This is a genomic window from Aromatoleum sp., assembly GCF_036675785.1.
Classification (GTDB): domain Bacteria; phylum Pseudomonadota; class Gammaproteobacteria; order Burkholderiales; family Rhodocyclaceae; genus Aromatoleum.
In genome coordinates, this window is the sequence record NZ_JAKFEF010000012.1 from 46,307 (window position 1) to 63,784 (window position 17,478).

13 protein-coding genes are annotated in these 17,478 nt (G+C 67.9%); all 13 read left to right on the plus strand.

Annotated elements, in window-relative coordinates:
- Window positions 1-17: 17 nt before the first annotated feature.
- Window positions 18-1,559 carry an acyl-CoA synthetase gene (locus V6M37_RS02910; RefSeq protein ID WP_332670924.1) on the plus strand — a complete coding sequence of 514 codons (1,542 nt, stop codon included), beginning with the start codon at window positions 18-20 and terminating at the stop codon, window positions 1,557-1,559.
- Window positions 1,559-3,685: a hydantoinase/oxoprolinase family protein gene (locus V6M37_RS02915; RefSeq protein ID WP_332670925.1), complete on the plus strand. Its 2,127-nt coding sequence runs from the start codon at window positions 1,559-1,561 to the stop codon at window positions 3,683-3,685. Before V6M37_RS02910 ends, V6M37_RS02915 begins: the two co-directional genes overlap by 1 nt.
- Window positions 3,682-5,376: a hydantoinase B/oxoprolinase family protein gene (locus V6M37_RS02920; protein ID WP_332670926.1), complete on the plus strand. Its 1,695-nt coding sequence runs from the start codon at window positions 3,682-3,684 to the stop codon at window positions 5,374-5,376. The genes V6M37_RS02915 and V6M37_RS02920 overlap by 4 nt, the downstream gene beginning before the upstream one ends.
- Window positions 5,376-6,509, plus strand: a complete 1,134-nt coding sequence (iaaF, locus tag V6M37_RS02925; RefSeq protein ID WP_332670927.1) for a benzylmalonyl-CoA dehydrogenase — start codon at window positions 5,376-5,378, stop codon at window positions 6,507-6,509. The genes V6M37_RS02920 and iaaF overlap by 1 nt, the downstream gene beginning before the upstream one ends.
- A complete protein-coding gene (locus V6M37_RS02930) occupies window positions 6,506-6,925 on the plus strand; it encodes a cobalamin B12-binding domain-containing protein (RefSeq protein WP_332670928.1) in 420 nt (139 codons plus the stop codon). Before iaaF ends, V6M37_RS02930 begins: the two co-directional genes overlap by 4 nt.
- Complete coding sequence (locus V6M37_RS02935; RefSeq protein WP_332670929.1) at window positions 6,922-8,535, plus strand: acyl-CoA mutase large subunit family protein; 1,614 nt, start codon at window positions 6,922-6,924, stop codon at window positions 8,533-8,535. Before V6M37_RS02930 ends, V6M37_RS02935 begins: the two co-directional genes overlap by 4 nt.
- 10 nt (window positions 8,536-8,545) lie before the next feature.
- Entirely contained in the window at window positions 8,546-9,421 is an 876-nt protein-coding gene (locus V6M37_RS02940) for an FAD binding domain-containing protein (RefSeq protein ID WP_332670931.1), read from the plus strand.
- Window positions 9,405-9,881 carry a (2Fe-2S)-binding protein gene (locus V6M37_RS02945; RefSeq protein ID WP_332670932.1) on the plus strand — a complete coding sequence of 159 codons (477 nt, stop codon included), beginning with the start codon at window positions 9,405-9,407 and terminating at the stop codon, window positions 9,879-9,881. The genes V6M37_RS02940 and V6M37_RS02945 overlap by 17 nt, the downstream gene beginning before the upstream one ends.
- Before the next feature lie 10 nt (window positions 9,882-9,891).
- Window positions 9,892-12,300, plus strand: coding sequence for a xanthine dehydrogenase family protein molybdopterin-binding subunit (locus V6M37_RS02950; protein WP_332670933.1), 2,409 nt, complete (start codon window positions 9,892-9,894; stop codon window positions 12,298-12,300).
- Window positions 12,297-13,493 (plus strand): CaiB/BaiF CoA transferase family protein, encoded by a 1,197-nt coding sequence (locus V6M37_RS02955; protein ID WP_332670934.1) that lies wholly within the window; start codon window positions 12,297-12,299, stop codon window positions 13,491-13,493. Before V6M37_RS02950 ends, V6M37_RS02955 begins: the two co-directional genes overlap by 4 nt.
- A gap of 318 nt (window positions 13,494-13,811) precedes the next feature.
- The gene (locus V6M37_RS02960) at window positions 13,812-14,960 is read left to right on the plus strand and encodes an ABC transporter substrate-binding protein (RefSeq protein WP_332670937.1); all 1,149 of its coding nucleotides are present in this window, start codon (window positions 13,812-13,814) and stop codon (window positions 14,958-14,960) included.
- Between the two features lie 250 nt (window positions 14,961-15,210).
- Window positions 15,211-16,443 carry an NnrS family protein gene (locus V6M37_RS02965; RefSeq protein ID WP_332670938.1) on the plus strand — a complete coding sequence of 411 codons (1,233 nt, stop codon included), beginning with the start codon at window positions 15,211-15,213 and terminating at the stop codon, window positions 16,441-16,443.
- Between the two features lie 324 nt (window positions 16,444-16,767).
- On the plus strand, window positions 16,768-17,478 hold a 711-nt coding region (locus tag V6M37_RS02970), incomplete at its 3' end, for a pyrimidine/purine nucleosidase domain-containing protein (protein ID WP_332670939.1).

The following is a 17,478-nucleotide window of genomic DNA, read 5'->3' on the forward strand; positions in this document are numbered from 1 at the left end:
CTGGAGGAGGAGTGGGGATGGACTTGTCCGAATGGATCGTCCGCCGGGCCGGACTCGCGCCCGACAAGACTGCGATCCGCTTCCCGGGGCGCGACGTCTCGTACGCCGCGTTCGCCGCCGACATCGAGCGGCTCGCGTCGGCGCTCGCGGCGTCCGGCGTCGCGCATGGCGGCTGCGTCGCGTTTCTCGGCCACAACAGCCCGGAAACGCTCGCGACGCTGTTCGCCTGTGCGCGGCTCGGCGCGCTTTTCATGCCGCTGAACTGGCGGCTCGCCGGCCCCGAGCACCAGCAGCTGCTCGCCGACTGTCCGCCGACGGTGCTGATCGTCGAATCACGCTTCGTCGCGCAGATCGACGCGTTCCGCGGCGCGCTCGACGGCGTGACGCTCGTCGCGCTCGACTCGCCGCCGCCGGGCTGGATCGACTGGGACGCGCTCGTCGCGCGCGGCGGCGGGCTGCTCTCGCGCGATCCGCGTGTCGGCCCCGACACGCCGCTCCTCGTCTGCTACACGTCGGGCACGACCGGCAAGCCGAAGGGCGCGATGCTGACGCAGGACGCGCTCGCCTGGAACGCCGCGAACAGCGTCGACCTCCACGCGCTGAGCGCTGACGACCATATCCTGACGACCTTGCCGCTGTTCCACGTCGGCGGCCTCAACAACCAGACGACGCCGACGCTCTACACCGGCGGCACGGTCGTGCTGCATCCGAAGTTCGAGGTCGACGCGACCTTCGACGCGATCGAGCGCGAGCGCATCACGCTGACGGTGCTCGTGCCGGCGCAGCTCGAGATGCTGATGGCGCATCCGCGCTGGGCGAAGGCGGATCTGTCGAGCCTGCGGATGATCACGACCGGCTCGACGATCGTCCCGCAACGGCTGATCGGCGCGATCCATGAGCGCGGCATTCCGCTCGTGCAGATCTACGGCTCGACCGAGACTGGCCCGATCGCCGCGTACGTGAAAGCGGCCGACGCGCGCGCGCACGCCGGCTCGGCGGGACGCGCCGCACGCCACTGCAGCGTCCGCGTCGGGGCCGAGGGGGGCAGTGGCAGCGGCGACGCGAAACCCGGCGTCAGCGGCGAGATCCTCGTGCGCGGCCCGAACGTCATGTGCGGCTACTGGAACAACCCCGAGGCGAGCGCCGCGGCGTTGCAGGACGGCTGGTTCCACACCGGCGACATGGGCCACTTCGACGCCGACGGCTGGCTGTGGGTCGACGGCCGCAAGAAGGAAATGATCATTTCCGGCGGCGAGAACATCTATCCGGCCGAGATCGAGAACCTGCTCGCCGAGTCGCCCGACATCGCCGAAGTCGCGGTCATCGGCCGCCCCGACGAGCGCTGGGGCGAATGCGTCGTCGCGGTCATCGTCACGCACGAGGGCGCGACGCTCGATGCGGACGGCGTGCAGCGCCTGCTCGAAGGGCGCATCGCCCGCTACAAGCTGCCGAAGGAAGTCGTATTCGTCGACGAACTCCCGCGCACCGCGCTCGGGAAGGTCAGGAAGGATGACGTGCGCCGGCTGGTCGCGCGCAAAACGTTCATGGAGCCCATCTGATGACATTGAAAATCGGAATCGACGTCGGCGGCACCTTCACCGACTTCGTCGTCACACGCGACGGAGCGGAGCCGGCGATCTTCAAGTCGCTGTCGACGCCGTCGGACCCGTCGATCGCGGTCGTGAATGGCCTCACCGACATCGCCGCGAGCATGAACCCGCCGATGACGCTCGAAGCGTTCGCGCCGACGATCGCGACGATCGTGCATGGCACGACCGTGACGACGAACGCGACGCTGACCGGCACCGGCGCGAAGAGTGCGCTGCTGACGACCGAAGGCGTGCGCGATGCGCTCGAGATGCGCCGCGGCATCCGCGAGGAGCAGTACAACAACCGCTACACGAACGTGAAGCCGCTCGTGCCGCGCTATCTGCGGGCGGGCATCCCGGGGCGGATCAACCGCGACGGCGAGGAAACCGCGCCGCTCGACCTCGATGCGGTGCGCAGCGCGATCGAGCTGTTCCGCGAGGAAGGCGTGCAGGCGGTGTCGATCTGCTTCATGAACTCGTTCGCGAACCCGGCGCACGAAGAGGCCGCGGCCGAGCTCGTGCGCCGCGAGCTGCCTGACGCGTACCTGTCGGTGTCGGCGGACCTGCTGCCGTCGATCCGCTTCTACGAGCGCGTGAGCACGACGGCGCTGAACTCCTACGTCGGCCCGAAGCTGAACCACTACCTCGACCAGCTCGTCGGCCGGCTCAAAGGCATCGGCTTCGACGGGCTGCTCTTGATCATGCAGTCGAACGGCGGCGTGATCTCGCCGCAGCTCGCGCGCGAGAAGGCGGCACTGACGCTGCTGTCCGGCCCGGCCGGCGGCCCCGGCGCGGGCCTGCACTACGTGCGCGTCCACGACCAGAACAAATGCATCATCACCGACATGGGCGGCACGAGCTTCGAGGCGTCGGTCGCCGTCGATGCGCCGATGATCAAGAACGACGGCGAGATCGCGCGCCACAAGATCGCGCTGCCGATGCTCGACATTCACACGATCGGCGCCGGCGGCGGCTCGATCGGCTGGCTCGACGAAGGGGGCCTGCTGCGCATGGGCCCGGCGAGCGCCGGCGCCGACCCCGGCCCGGCGTGCTACGGCAAGGGCGGGAAGCTGCCGGCGACGACCGACGCGAACGTCGTGCTCGGCTACCTCGATCCGGAGTTCTTCGCCGGCGGCCGGATGAAGCTCGACGTCGAAGCCGCGCGCGCGGCGATCGACGAGCACATCGCGAAGCCGATGGGGCTCACCATTGAGGACGCCGCGGCCGGCATGTACCGCGTCGCGTGCAACAACATGGCGCAGGGCGTGCGCGAAGTGACGATCAAGCGCGGCTTCGACCCGCGCGAGTTCCCGTTCATCCCGGCCGGCGGCGCGGGGCCGATCCATTCGTGCCTGATCTGCGAAGAGCTCGAGATCCCGCTGCAGATCGTGCCGCGCGAGTCCTCGGTACTGTGCGCGTTCGGCATGCTGATGAGCGAGTTGAAGCACGACTTCGTGCGCACCTTCGTGTCGCGGCTCGAAGGGCTCGACTGGGCGAAGCTCGTCGCGATCATCGACGCGATGGCGGCGGACGGCGCGCGCCAGCTCGACGAGGAACGCATCCCGGAGTCGCGCCGCCGCTACGACGTCAAGCTCGACTGCCGCTACGTGAAGCAGTACCACGAGGTGTCGTTCGTCGTGCCGCACCGGCTGATCCAGACCGGCGACGCGGGCGCGATCGCCGCGGCGTTCCACGCCGAGCACAACCGGCTGTACGGCTACTCGCTGGAAGCCGAGAACACGCCCGTCGAAGTCATCAACGTGCGCGTGCAGGCGATCGGCGTCACCGACAAGCCGGTCGCGCGCCACGAGGAATGGGCCTGCGACGACGCGTCGCACGCGCTGAAAGGCAAGCGCGCCGTCTATATCCCCGAAACGAAGAAGTTCCGCGAAGTGCCGGTCTATGACGGCCACAAGATGCGCCACGGCAACCGCATCGACGGCCCGGCGATGATCGAGCAGGAGACGACCGCGATCTTCGTGTCGGCGTCGTTCGACTGCGTCGTGGACGCGCTCGGCTCGTTCGCGATGTACCGCAAGGGCCGCGAGGACCTCGTCAAGACATGCATCAGGGAAGTGAAGGAGGCGCTGGCATGAGCACCGCGAAAATCGACCCGATCCTGCTCTCGGTGTACGCGCGGACCTTCCGCTCGATCACCGACGAGATGAGCATCTCGATGGAGCAGACAACGCGCTCGCCGATCCTATGCGAGGCGAAGGACTACGTCACCGGGCTGTACGACGGCGACGGCAACATGCTCGAGCAGACCGAGAACCTGCCGATCCTCGCGTTCTCGCTCGCGCCGGTGTGCAAGTACATCAAGGACTACTTCGGCGACGACCTGCACCCGGGCGACGTGATCTTCCACAACGACGTGTTCAGCCTCGGCAACCAGAACAACGACGTCGCGGTGTTCAAGCCGGTGTTCTTCGAAGGGCGGCTCGTCGCCTGGACCGCGGTCAAGGGCCATCAGGCCGACATCGGCGGTAACGTCGCCGGCGGCTACAACCCGAACGCGGTCGAAGTGTGGCAGGAGGCGCTGCGCATCCCGCCGGTCAAGGTCGTCGAGAAAGGCAAGCTGCGCAAGGACGTCTGGAACCTGATCTTCGCGAACGTGCGGCTCGACATCGTGCAGCACGACATGAAGGCCGAGATGGGCGCGTGCACCGTCGGCGAGCGGCGCTTCCTCGAGCTGATCTCGAAGTACGGCGTCGCGAGCTACGAGTCGCACAAGGAGGCGCTGTTCGACGCGACGCGCAAGATGATGGAGGCCGAGATCGCGAAGATCCCGAACGGGCGCTACTCGGGCGAAGGCAAGGTCTTCTACGACGGCCGCCACGTCGGCTCGGAGTTCACGATCCGCGTCGATATCGAGGTCGAGGACCGCGCGATCCGCTTCGATTACTCGCGCACCGACCCGCAGACGAACGGCTTCGTGAACGGCACCTTCACGTCGAGCGCGTCGGCGACGATCCTGACGCTGCTGCAGATGGTGAACCCCGACATCCCGCACAACGAAGGCATGGTGCAGCCGATCGACATCGTGATCCCCGAGGGCACGATCCTGAACGCGGCCTACCCGAAGGCGACGACCTTCGGCAACCACCTGTGCCCGCCGAACGCCGACGCGATCCAGCGCGCGCTCGCCCCGGTGATGCCCGAGCGCGTGACCGCCGGCTGGAACAACCTGCTCGCATCACTCACGACCGGCATCGACCCGAAGACCGACGAGAAATATGTCGACATCGGCTTCATGGGGCTGAAAGGCGGCTCCGGCGCGATGCGCGGCACCGACGGCTACGATCACATCGGCATGATCGACGCGTCCGGCGGCGTGCTCGACCAGGACTACGAGATGTTCGAGCAGCAGACGCCGCACCGCCTGATCCGCCACGAGCTGCTGACCGACTCGGCCGGCGCCGGCGAGTGGCGCGGCGGCCTCGGCGTCGAGACGATCTTCGAAATCGGCTCGGAGAACACGCAGCTCGTGACTTTCGGCGACGGCGACTTCGAGCCGGCGTTCGGACTCTTCGGCGGCGGTGAAGGGGGCCTCAATTTCATCCGTCTGCACTACCCCGACGGCCAGACCGTTGTGCCGAAGAACAAGGACCTGATCACCGGCGTGCCCAAAGGCACGATCTACCACCAAGTCGCGAGCGGCGGCGGCGGTTACGGCGATCCGAAGCGGCGCGACCGCAAGCTGCTCGCCGAAGAGATCCGCAACGGCGTGATCTCGGAACAGGCCGCACGCGAGCTGTACGGCTACGAAGCCGAAGGGATCGCCTAATGGACTTCGACCTCACCGACGACCAACGCGTGATCCGCGACACGTTCGCGCGCTTTTGCGACGAGCGCATCGCGCCGCAGGCGGCCGCGCTCGACGAAGCACGCGCGTTCCCGCGCTCGCTGTTCCGCCAACTCGCCGAGCTCGGCTTCTTCGGCATGCGCTACCCGGAGGCGGTCGGCGGCGCGGGCCTCGCGCTGACCGAGTTCTGTCTCGCGCTGACCGAGGTCGCGCGCGGCTCGATGTCGCTCGCCGGCGCGGTCGCGATGCAGTCGCTGATGGGGACGAAGTTCCTGCAGCTGCTCGGCAACGCCGACATCGTCGAGCGCCTGTTCAAGCCGGCGCTGCGCGGCGACAAGATCGGCGCGATCTGCATGACCGAGCCGAACGCGGGCTCGGACCTCGAATCGATCGCGACGACCGCGACCAAGGTCGACGGCGGCTACGTGATCAACGGCCAGAAGACCTGGATCACCTCCGCCCCGGTCGCCGATTTCTTCACCGTCTTCGCGCGTGCCGGCGACGAGAAGAAGCTGACGATCTTCCTCGTCGAGAAGGACTTCAAAGGCCTGATCGTCGGACGCGAGATCCACAAGATGGGCGTCTGGGCGCTGCCGACGTCGGAAGTCGCGTTCGACGATTGTTTCGTGCCGGACAGCCATCGCCTGTCGAAAGAGGAAGGCGACGGCGAAGGGCACCTGAAGAAGACGCTCGCCGAGATCCGCATCATCACCGGCGCGATGGCGCTCGGCGTCGCGCGCGCGGCGTTGGACGAAGCGGTCCGCTACGCCGGCGAACGCAAGCAGTTCGGCAAGCCGATCAACCGCTTCCAGGCGATCCAGCTGAAGCTCGCCGAGATGGCCACCGGGCTGGAGGCCGCGACCGCCCTCGTCCACCGTACGGCGTGGCTGTGCGACGCGAAGCGCCCGCATCACAAGGAGGCCGCGATGGCGAAGCTCTTCGCGACCGAAACGGCGGCGTCGATCTGCGACCAGGCCGCGCGCGTGCTCGCGTCGTACGGCTACGCGATGGAATACCCCGTGCAGCGCTACCTGCGCGACGTGCGCTTCACGCTGATCGGCGGCGGCACCAGTGAAATCCTGAAACTCGTCATTGCGAAGGAACTCAGCTCATGAACGACACAGGACAGCAACGCAGGATCAAGGTCCTGCTCGCGAAGCCCGGCCTCGACGGCCACGACCAGGGCGCGAAAGTCGTCGCCCGCGCGATGATGGACGCGGGCTTCGAGGTCATCTACACGGGATTGCGGCAGACGCCGGAAGCGGTCGCGCGGATGTCGCTCGACGAGGACGTCGACGTCATCGCGCTCTCGAGCATGGCGGGGTCGCACCTGCCGTTCTGCCGCAAGTTGAAGCCGCTGCTCGAAGCCGGTGGCCTCGACGACAAGCTGTGGCTGATCGGCGGCAACCTGCCGGCGCAGGACCACGACGCGCTGCGCGAACTCGGCTTCAAGGGCATCTTCCCGACCGGCTCGAAGCTCGACGCGATCGCCGCTTATATCCGTGAGAACATCCGGGAGAACGTCGCATGAACGACCGCGCGCAATCGACGCTGAAGCGCGTCACGAACGAATCCGGCCTCGAAGTCCAGCCGCTCTACACCGCCGCCGACGTCGCCGCGAGCGGCGGCGACGCGATGATCGGCCAGCCGGGCGAATATCCCTTCACGCGCGGCATTCACCGCGAGATGTACCGCAAGCAGCCCTGGACGATGCGCCAGTACGCCGGCTTCGGCAATCCGCAGGACACGAACCAGCGCTTCAAGTACCTGATCGCGAACGGCCAGACGGGCCTGAACGTCGCGTTCGACCTGCCGACGCAGATCGGCCTCGATTCGGACGACCCGCAGGCCGAAGGCGAGATCGGCCGCGTCGGCATGTCGGTGGACACGCTGCGCGACTTCGAGATCGCGTTCGACGGCATCGACCTCGACAAGATCACGGTGTCGATGACGATCAACGGCGCCGCGGCGATCGCGATCGCGATGTACCTCGCGATGGCCGAGAAGCGCGGCTACGACGTCAAGAAGCTGCGCGGCACCGCGCAGAACGACATCCTCAAGGAATTCATCGGCCGCGGCACGTGGATCTTCCCGGTCAAGCCGTCGATCAAGCTCGTCGGCGACACGATCGAGTACTGCGCCGAGCACGCGCCGAAATACAGCCCGGTGTCGGTGTGCGGCTATCACATCCGCGAGTCGGGCGCGACGCCGGCGGAAGAGATGGCCTACGCGTTCTGCATCGCCCGCGCGTATGCCGACGAAGTCATCGCGCGCGGGCTGCACGTCGACGAGTTCGCGGGCCGCCTGTCGTACAACTTCAACATCTTCGGCAACCTCTTCGAGCAGGTCTGCAAGTTCCGCGCGGGCCGCAGCCTGTGGGCGAAGATCATGAAGGAAGAGTACAAGGCCGAAAAACCCGGCTCGATGTGGCTGCGCATGATCGCGGCCGGCGGCGGGGGCGGGCTGACGTTCGAGCAGCCGGAACTCAACATCGTGCGCGGCGCGTACTACGCGCTGATCAGCGCGCTGTCCGGTACGCAGACGATGGCGCTGTGCTCGTACGACGAGGCCTACACGATCCCCACCGAGTACTCGGCGCGCATCTCGCTGCGCACGATGCAGATCCTGATCGAGGAGATGGGGCTCACCGAGACGGTCGATCCGCTCGGCGGCTCGTACTACGTCGAGACGATGACGAACCAGATGCGCGACAAGATGGAAGAGATCATCGCCCAGACCGACGCGCAGGGCGGCATCGTCAAGCTCGTGTCCGAAGGCGCGATCCAGGCAAAGGTCTCCGCGCAGGCGTACACGATGCAGCGCGACATCGAGAGCGGGGAGTTCCCGAAAGTCGGCGTCAATTGCTACCGCAACGACCGGGAGGACGAGCACCCGGTCGAGTTCCATCCGTACAACGAGGACGACGCGCGCGTGCAGATCGACAGCCTGAACCGCGTCCGCGCCGAGCGCGACGCCGATCGCGTCGCGAAGGCGCTCGCCGCGGTGCGCAACGACGCCCGCATCGGCGCGAACGTCATGCCGGCGATCGTCGAGGCGGTGAAGGCCTACGCGAGCGTCGGCGAGATCACGAAAGAGCTGGTGAGCGTCTACGGCCGCTACCAGGAACCGATTTGCTTCTGAGGGACTTTCAATGACAGCCATCGAAAGATATGCCACGCCGAAGAACCTCGACGAGGCGCTCGGCATCCTGCAGCACGGCGACGTGACGATACTCGCCGGCGGCACCGACCTGATGCCGCAGACGAAAGCCGGCCGCATCGCATTCAAGTCGACGCTGATGAACATCCGGGAAGTAGCCGGCCTGAAAGGCGTCACGCTCGACGGCGATTCGGTCCGCATCGGCGCGGCGACGACGATCACCGAGATCCTCAACGACCCGCTCGTGAAGAAATACGCGCCGGTGCTCGCCGAGGCCTGTGATCACTTCGCGAGCGACCAGATCCGCAACGCCGGCACGATCGGCGGCAACATCGGCAACGCCTCGCCGGCCGGCGACACGCTCGTCCCGCTGATCGTGCTCGACGCCGTGGTCGAGCTCGCGTCGAGAGATGGCGCCGCGAACGGCTCCGTGGCGACGCGCCGCATGCCGCTCGCCGAGTTCTTCACCGGCCCCGGCAAGACGAAGCGTGCGGCGAACGAACTGCTGACCGCGGTGCGCATCCCGCTGCCGCGGCCCGGCCACGTCGCCCGCTTCTACAAGTTCGGCGCGCGTCCGGCGCTCGACATCTCGACGATCTCGATCGGCATCGCCGGGGTCAAGCGCGATGGCGCGCTGACCGACACCCGCGTCGCGTTCGGCGCCGTCGCCGCGACGCCGGTGCGCGCGAAGCAGACCGAAGCCGCGCTCGAAGGTCGCCGCCTCGACGGCGACACGATCGAAGCCGCGGCGAACACCGCCCGCGACGAGGTCACCCCGATCGACGACGTCCGCGCGACCGCGTGGTACCGCAAGGAACTGATCCACAACATGACGAAGAGGATGCTCGACCATGTCGCTGAAGCATGACATCGAATTCACGCTGAACGGCGTCAAGAAGCGCGTCACCGTCGACGTCACGATGAACGCGCTCGACATGCTGCGCGACGTCGTCGGCCTGACCGGCACGAAGTACGGCTGCGGCGAAGGCGAGTGCGGCGCGTGCACGATCCGCGTCGACGGCGCGACGCTCAATTCCTGCCTGATGTTCGCCGTCGATTGCAACGGCCGCGAGATCACGACGATAGAGGGCGTCGCCGCCGACCCGACCGCCGACGCGCTGCGCGAAGCCTTCGTCGAGCACGGCGCGGTGCAGTGCGGTTTCTGCACGCCGGGGATGGTCATGCAGGCCGCCCACATCCTCGAAACGAACCCCAACGCCGACGCTGACGCGATCAAGCGCGGCATCGAAGGCAACCTGTGCCGCTGCACCGGCTACAAGAAGATCGTCGACGCGGTCGAGTCGGCCGCGTGCTGTGGCGCGAAGTGAGGAACGCACGATGAACGTCGCTGAGAAACCCGTCATCGCGGCCGAGACGCTGATCGGCCAGCGCATCCAGAAGAAGGACGCACCCGAGAAGGCCGCCGGCAAGACGCGCTACATCCAGGACATGGTCGTGCCCGGGATGCTGCACGCGAAGATCCTGCGCTCGTCGCGGGTGCACGCGAAGATCCTGTCGATCGACACGTCGGCGGCGAAGGCGCTGCCCGGCGTGCAGGTCGTGCTGACCGCGGCCGACGTGCCCGACCAGCAGCCGATCGGCGTCGCGCGCGACCATCTGCCGCTGAAGGGCGAGCGCGTCCGCAGCCTGCGCGACGAGATCGCCGCGGTCGCCGCCGACAGCGAGGAGATCGCCGAAGCCGCGCTGAAGTTGATCAAGGTCGAATACGAGGACCTGCCGATCGTCGCCGGCCCGGAAGATGCGATCAAACCCGGCGCACCGCTGATCCACCCTGCCCCGCTCGGCGCCGACGGGCAGCCGAAGGCGGTCGCGCCGAAGACCCCGATCGCGTTCGCCGGCAAGCCCGACAACGTCGCGATGCGTTTCGACTACACGCACGGCGACGTCGCGCAGGCCGAGGCCGAGTCCGACGTCGTGTTCGAGGACACGTTCCAGCTGCACTACGTGACGCACTGCTGCATGGGCGTGTCGGGCGTCATCGCCGAGTTCGATGCGTCCGGGAATCTCCTGATGCACTCGAACACGCAGGTGCCCTTCCTGCACAAGCGCGAGTTCGCCGAGTACCTCAACATCGATCCGAGCCGCGTGCGCATCATCCAGCCGCCGATCGGCGGCGGCTTCGGCTCGAAGCTCGACATCTACCCGTTCGAAGTCATCTGCATCTTCCTCGCACGCGCGGCCAAGCGCCCGGTGAAGATGGTGTTCACGCGCGAGGAGGAGTTCCTCGCGTCGCCGACGCGCCAGCCGGTGCTGCTGACGCTGCGCTCGGGCTGCAGGAAGGACGGCACGCTGACCTTCCGCCACGTGCATACGCTGCACGACAACGGCGCCTACACGTCGTGGGGCGCGACGACGCCGTTCGTGATGATGCAGACCTTCTCGTCGCTGTACCGCGTGCCGGCCTGCGACTACCACACGACGGTCGTCTACACGAACAACCCGTACGCCGGCTCGTTCCGCGGTTACGGCAACCTGCAGGCGACGTTCGCGATCGAGCAGCACATGGACATGATGGCCGACGCGATCGGCATGGACCCGCTCGAGTTCCGGATGAAGAACGCGCAGGACGCCGGCGAGGAAACCGGCCAGGGCATGAAGTTCAAGAGCTGCGGCTTCAAGGAATGCCTGACGATCGCCGCCGAGCGCAGCGACTACCAGGCGAAGCACCGCGAGAACCTCGCACGGCGCAACGCGCCCGGCCCGATCAAGCGCGGCATCGGCATCGCATCGATGCTGCACGTCGGCGGCGGCGCGAAGATCTACCCGTCGGACGGCTGCGGCACGATCCTGAAGCTCGACGACTTCGCGAACGTAACCCTGATCACCGGCGCGTCCGAGATCGGCCAGGGCTCGGAGACGGTGCTGTCGCAGTTGGTCTGCGAGGAACTGGGCCTGCCGATCTCGGCGGTCACGGTCGTCAATAACGACACCGCGATTACGCCCTGGGACGTCGGCGTGCACGCGAGCCGCACGACCTTCATCGCCGGCAACTCGGCGATCGGCGCGGCGCGCAAGGCGAAAGCGAAAATTCTCGCGGCGGCAGCGAAGAATCACGATTGTGATGAAAGCACGCTCGACCTGCGCGGCGGCTTCGTCGTCATCGCCGAGACGGGCGAGCCGGTCGTCGAGCTCGCGCGGCTGATGCGCAACCTGCACTTCTCCGACAAGGCCGAGCTCGTGATGACGACCTTCTACTACGAGCCGCCGAGCGTGCATCAGGACAAGGGCTTCAAGGGTGACGTGTCGGCCGCGTACGCGTGGGCGACGCAGGTCGTCGAAGTCGAGATCGACACCGACACCGGCATCGTGAAGATGACGAAAGTCACCGGCGCGCACGACGTCGGCCGCGTGTTGAACCGCCTCGGCATCGAAGGCCAGATCGAGGGCGGCGTCGTGATGGGCCAGGGCTACGCGCTGACCGAGAACCTGATCGTCGAGAACGGCGTCACCCGCAACCCGAACTTCCGCGACTACAAGATGGTCACCGCGCCGGAGATTCCGGAGATGGACATCTCCTTCGTCGAATCGATGGACGGCGAAGGCCCGCAGGGCGCGAAAGGCGTCGGCGAGGCGCCGTCGATCTGCATCGCCGCGGCCGCCGCGAACGCGATCTACAACGCGACCGGCGTGCGCATCTTCGCGTTGCCCTTCACGCCGGAGGCGGTGTACCGCGCGCTGCGCGGCAAGACCGAAAAACCGAACTGGAAAGCGTGGAAGCCGACATGAGGCAGCGCACCGTACTCGCGATGGAGCAGGCGCTGTCGATGCCGTACGCGACGCTGCGCTTCGCCCAGTTGGGCTGGCGTGTGATCCGCATCGAATCGACGCCGGCCGGCGGCGGCCTTCCGGGCGACCCGAACCGCTACATCGGCGGCAAGGTCGTCGACGACGACCGGCGCACGTACTTCATCGCGCCGAACGTCGGCAAGGAAGCGATCGCGCTGAACCTCAAGGAACCCGACGGGCAGGCGCTGTTGCGGCGGCTGCTGGTCGAGCTCGACGTCGATGTCTTCTGCTGCAACACGGTGCCGCGCCGCTACAAACAGCTGGGTATCGACTACGAGACGCTCGCCGCTGCGAAGCCGGGCCTGATCTGGGCCGGCATCTCGGCGATGGGGCCGGACTACCCGGACGCGCCGGGCTACGACCCGGTGATCCAGGCGATGGCCGGCTACATGGAACTGACCGGCGACGCGGACGGCCCGCCGACGCTCGCCGGCGTGCCGCTGATCGACCTCAAGGCGGGCGACGAGGTCTACGCGAACGTGATGATGGCGCTCGTCGAGCGCGCCGAGACCGGCAAGGGCACACGGATCGACGTGTCGATGCTGCAGGCCGCGGCGTCGTGGCTGATCACGACGCTGCCGCTGCTCGACTTCGACTGCCAGCCGGCCGAGATCACGCGCTGCGGCAACGAGCACCGAAAGTTCATCCCGACCAACGTCTATCCGACCGCCGACGGCTTCATCTACATGGCGATCGGCAGCGACGTGCAGTGGAAGCGGCTCACGGAGATCCCGAAGTTCGCATCGGTCGGCAGCGCCGCGCGCGCGACGAACGAAGGCCGCCACCGCGAGCGCGACGCGATCCACCGCGACATGGCCGCGGCGACGAGCCGCTACCCGACCGCCGAGATCGCCGCGGACTTTCGCGACGCGACGATCCCGCACGCGCCGATCCACGACATTCCCGCGGTGCGCGACATGGAAGCGCTGCGGTCCCGGCTGACGACGACGCGGATGCCCGGTGGCAAGCTCGTGCATATGCAGCCGATGGCGGTCGATGTTGCGGGCGGCGACCGCGAGCTGACGTTTCCGCCGCGCTACGGGCAGCATACGGACGCGGTGTTGCGCGAGGCGGGCTGCAGCGGCAACGAGATCGCCGCGCTCCATGCGCGCGGGATCGTCGCGGGCCATTAGCCCGGCAGCCATTGACGCGGCGATGAAACAGGCCCTGCCGTTCGCCCCCAGCCCTTCGACTGCGCTCAGGACGGGCCTGTCGAAGGGGGCTGCCAGGGCTTCGACTGGCTCGGCGCGAACGGATGCATTCACTGCGGGTTTATCAGGAGGACGAAAGACGCGCCCGACGGCATCACATCGGGCAGGCCGACCGGCGTCACCGGGGGACGCGGGCCGCCTTCTACTTATCCCGGAACCCATCGACGGCGAGAGGAGCGCGCGGACAACCCGTGCGCGCTGGAGATCCTTATTGGTCCACACCGTAGGAGACAACAGAACATGAACACGTCCAGGATTCGGTTCGCGCTGTCCGCGCTCGTCCTCGCGGCATCGCTGTCGGCCCATGCGCAGGTGAAGATCGGCGTCGTGTCGTCCGCGACCGGCCCGACCGCGCTGGTCGGCATTCCGCAGAAGAACACGGTGCCGCTACTGCCGGCGAAGATCGGCGAGCTGACGGTCGAATACATCGCGCTCGACGACGCGAGCGACCCGACCGCGTCGGTCACCGCGGTCAAGAAGCTCATCTCCGAGCAGAACGTCGACGCGATCATCGGGCCGTCGGGCTCGCCGAACGCGATGGGCGTGATCCAGTTCGTCGCCGAGGCGGGCGTGCCGCTGCTGGCGCCCGTCGGCACCGCCGCGGTCGTCACGCCGATGGACGACAAGAAGAAGTGGGTCTTCAAGACCACCCAGAACGACGACATCATCGCGCGGGCGCTCGTCGAGCACATGGTCGCGAGCGGCGTGAAGACGATCGGCTTCATCGGCGTCGGCGACCCGTACGGCGAGAACTGGCACAAGGTGTTCTCGGCGCTCGCGGCGAAGAACGGCATCGAGATCGTCGCGAACGAGCGCTTCCAGCGCCAGGACAACTCGGTCACCGGCCAGAGCCTGAAGCTGATCGGCGCGAAACCCGACGCGGTGCTCGTCGCCGCCGCCGGCGGACCCGCCGTGCTGCCGCAGACGACCTTGCGCGACCAGGGCTACACCGGGCGCATCTACCAGACGCACGGCGCGGCGCTGCCGGATTTCCTCAAGCTCGGCGGCAAGAAGGTCGAAGGCACGGTCCTCGCGGCGAGCCTGATGCTGGTGCTGCCCGAGATCGCCGACAACAACCCGTCGAAGAAGGTCGCGACCGACTACATCACCGCGTACGAGAAGCTGCACGGCTCGAAACCCGCGACCTTCGGCGCGAACGTCTACGACGCGGGCCTGCTGCTCGAACAGGCGATCCCCATCGCCGCCAAGACCGCGAAGCCCGGCACGAAGGAATTCCGCGCCGCGCTGCGTGACAGCCTGGAGCGCACGCAGGAGCTGGTCGGCACGCAGGGCGTCTACAACATGACGAAGGACGACCACAGCGGCTTCGACGACCGCGGGCGCGTGCTGATCGCGGTGAAGGACGGCGGCTGGACGCTGGCGAAGTAAGTGCGGCGGGGGCAAGCGGCCACCGCGCGTCGGACTTCGCAAAGCTCAGTCCCACCTGCGCCCGCTCCGCTCCCGCCCACGCCCCGTAGGTCGGCGTGAGCGCAGCGAGGCCGACATCCGCGGCCGAAACACCGGCCGGCAGGGCGCGGAGGGCGCCGCCCGCACGCCGCGAAACGGCGCGGAGCGGGAGCGATCGAGGCCACCCGACGTTGATTCCGGACAACGCCGCCGCCGTTCCGCCGCATCTAGAATGAAGCCCGTCCAACAATTCCGCACTCACCAGATGCCAGCACCGGAATCCTCCGCATTCTCCGCTCCGCTGTGGGGCAGCGCGTTCCGCCCCTTCTATCTGCTCGGCGCGCTTTACGCGCCGTTGCTGATGGTCGTCTGGGCGGGCGCTTACCTGGGTGTGTGGCGCGCGCCGTCTTCGGCGCTGCCACTCGGCCTGTGGCATGGGCACGAGATGGTTTTCGGCTTCGCGGCGGCGATCATCACCGGCATCGTGCTGACCGCGCTGCCGAGTTGGGCCGGCACGCGGGAAATCCACGGCCGCCCGCTCGCGTTGCTGGCGGCGTTGTGGCTCGGCGGCCGGCTCGCGTGGTGGGCGGCGCCGTCGCTGCCGCCGCTCGTCGTCGCGGTCGCCGACAACCTGCTGTTCCCCGCGGTGTTCGTGATGGTCGCGCCGCAGCTGCTGCGGGCCGCGAACCCGCTGTACCTGCTGCTCCTGCCGGTGCTCGCCGCGCTGTCGGGAGCGAACCTCGCATGCCACGCCGGCCTCGTCGGCGGCGACCCCGCGCTCGCGGGGCTCGGCCTGCGCGCGGGGGTCTACGCGGTGATCGTGCTCTATGTCCTGAAAGGCGGCGTGCTGACGCCGATCTTCACCGGCAACGCGCTGCGCGAAAAAGGGCGCGGCGACCAGGCGCCATTCCGGCTCACACTCGACGTCGCGGCCGTCGCGCTCGTCGCGCTGCTCGCGGGCTTCGACCTCGCCGGCGCCCCGGCCGCTGCAACCGGCGCGGCCGCACTCGCGTGCACCTTGATCCACGCGTGGCGGGTCGCGCGCTGGCAGGGCTGGCGCGTCGCCGACGTGCCGCTCGTGCTGATCATGCATCTCGGCTTCGCGTGGCTGATCTTCGCGTTCGCGCTGAAGACGGTCGCCGAGCTGACCGGCTTCGTCCCCGAAACCGCGTGGCTGCATGCCTTCACGGTCGGCAGCCTCGGCATGATGATGCTTGGCCTGATGACCCGGGTGAGCCTGCGCCACACCGGCCGCCCGCTACACCTGCCGCCCGCGATGCGCCTCGCCGGCGTCCTGGTGTTCGCCGCCGCCCTCGTCCGGCTCGCGGCGTCGGTCCACGAACTCGACGCGTGGGTCGTAGCGGTCGCGGCGCTGCTGTGGACGAGCGTGTTCGTGATCTACCTGTCGCGGTTCGGCACGATCCTGCTCGCGCCGAGCCTCGCGCGGGGCGGCGCCAAGCGCTAGCGTCCGCGACGCCGCGAGCCTCAGCGACGTCCCCGCACATCCGCAAACCTCCGCGGAGCCAAAAAGAGATCTCCGGGAAGCCGCCAGCTGAGCACCGGACCCGCGCGCGCCGGGACGCCGGATACGAAGGCGGCAACGCCCTCGCGCCGAATTCCTTACGTTGAAATCCTCCCCACGAGCGTCGCGCCCTCCCGCGGACCCGCCGACGCGCTTGGTTCCGCTTTCGCGCATGGGGTACGCTTGCAGCACCGTGCCGACGACCCAGGGTGCGAATGCGTACGTCCTTCGCCGCGTCGGTCGAATCCACGAATGAGAATCCGGACCATGGAATTTGCAGGCGTCGACGCCGAGGTGTCACCGATCGGCCGCATGGAAGTCCTGTCGAGAGCGGAGGCCGCGGCCTTGTCCGCGCAAGGTCGCGGCGGCCTGCGCGAAGTCTTCCGCAACTGCTCGCTCGCGGTACTCAACTGCGGCAACGCGCTCGATGACGGCAAGGAACTGCTCGACCGGTACCGGTCGTTCGACATCGAGATCGTGCAGCGCTCGCGCGGCATCAAGCTCGACATCCGCGGCGCGCCGGCGCGCGCGTTCGTCGACGGCACGATGATCAAGGGCATCCAGGAGCATCTGTTCGCCGTCCTGCGCGACGTCGTCTATGCCAGCAGCGAGATCAACGGCCTCGACGGAACGCGGCCGCCGAAATTCGACCTGGCGACGTCGGACGGCGTCACCGATGCGGTGTTCCACATCCTGCGCAACGCCGGCATCATGAAGCCGGTCGTCCAGCCGAACGTCGTCGTCTGCTGGGGCGGGCATTCGATCAGCCGCGAGGAATACGAGTACACGAAGCTCGTCGGCTACCAGCTCGGGCTGCGCGGTTTCGACGTCTGCACCGGCTGCGGGCCGGGCGCGATGAAGGGGCCGATGAAGGGCGCGACGATCAGCCACGCGAAGCAGCGCATCACCCGCGGGCGCTACCTCGGCTTCACCGAGCCGGGCATCATCGCCGCCGAATCGCCGAACCCGATCGTCAAC

Excerpts from the sequence above, each read along its gene's own strand:
- V6M37_RS02965 (WP_332670938.1), top strand. The coding sequence starts at position 15,211 with ATGAAGCCCGTCCAACAATTCCGCACTCACCAGATGCCAGCACCGGAA.
- V6M37_RS02910 (WP_332670924.1), top strand. The coding sequence starts at position 18 with ATGGACTTGTCCGAATGGATCGTCCGCCGGGCCGGACTCGCGCCCGAC.
- V6M37_RS02955 (WP_332670934.1), top strand. The coding sequence starts at position 12,297 with ATGAGGCAGCGCACCGTACTCGCGATGGAGCAGGCGCTGTCGATGCCG.
- V6M37_RS02930 (WP_332670928.1), top strand. The coding sequence starts at position 6,506 with ATGAACGACACAGGACAGCAACGCAGGATCAAGGTCCTGCTCGCGAAG.
- V6M37_RS02935 (WP_332670929.1), top strand. The coding sequence starts at position 6,922 with ATGAACGACCGCGCGCAATCGACGCTGAAGCGCGTCACGAACGAATCC.
- V6M37_RS02950 (WP_332670933.1), top strand. The coding sequence starts at position 9,892 with ATGAACGTCGCTGAGAAACCCGTCATCGCGGCCGAGACGCTGATCGGC.
- V6M37_RS02915 (WP_332670925.1), top strand. The coding sequence starts at position 1,559 with ATGACATTGAAAATCGGAATCGACGTCGGCGGCACCTTCACCGACTTC.
- V6M37_RS02945 (WP_332670932.1), top strand. The coding sequence starts at position 9,405 with ATGTCGCTGAAGCATGACATCGAATTCACGCTGAACGGCGTCAAGAAG.
- V6M37_RS02940 (WP_332670931.1), top strand. The coding sequence starts at position 8,546 with ATGACAGCCATCGAAAGATATGCCACGCCGAAGAACCTCGACGAGGCG.
- V6M37_RS02960 (WP_332670937.1), top strand. The coding sequence starts at position 13,812 with ATGAACACGTCCAGGATTCGGTTCGCGCTGTCCGCGCTCGTCCTCGCG.
- V6M37_RS02920 (WP_332670926.1), top strand. The coding sequence starts at position 3,682 with ATGAGCACCGCGAAAATCGACCCGATCCTGCTCTCGGTGTACGCGCGG.
- iaaF (WP_332670927.1), top strand. The coding sequence starts at position 5,376 with ATGGACTTCGACCTCACCGACGACCAACGCGTGATCCGCGACACGTTC.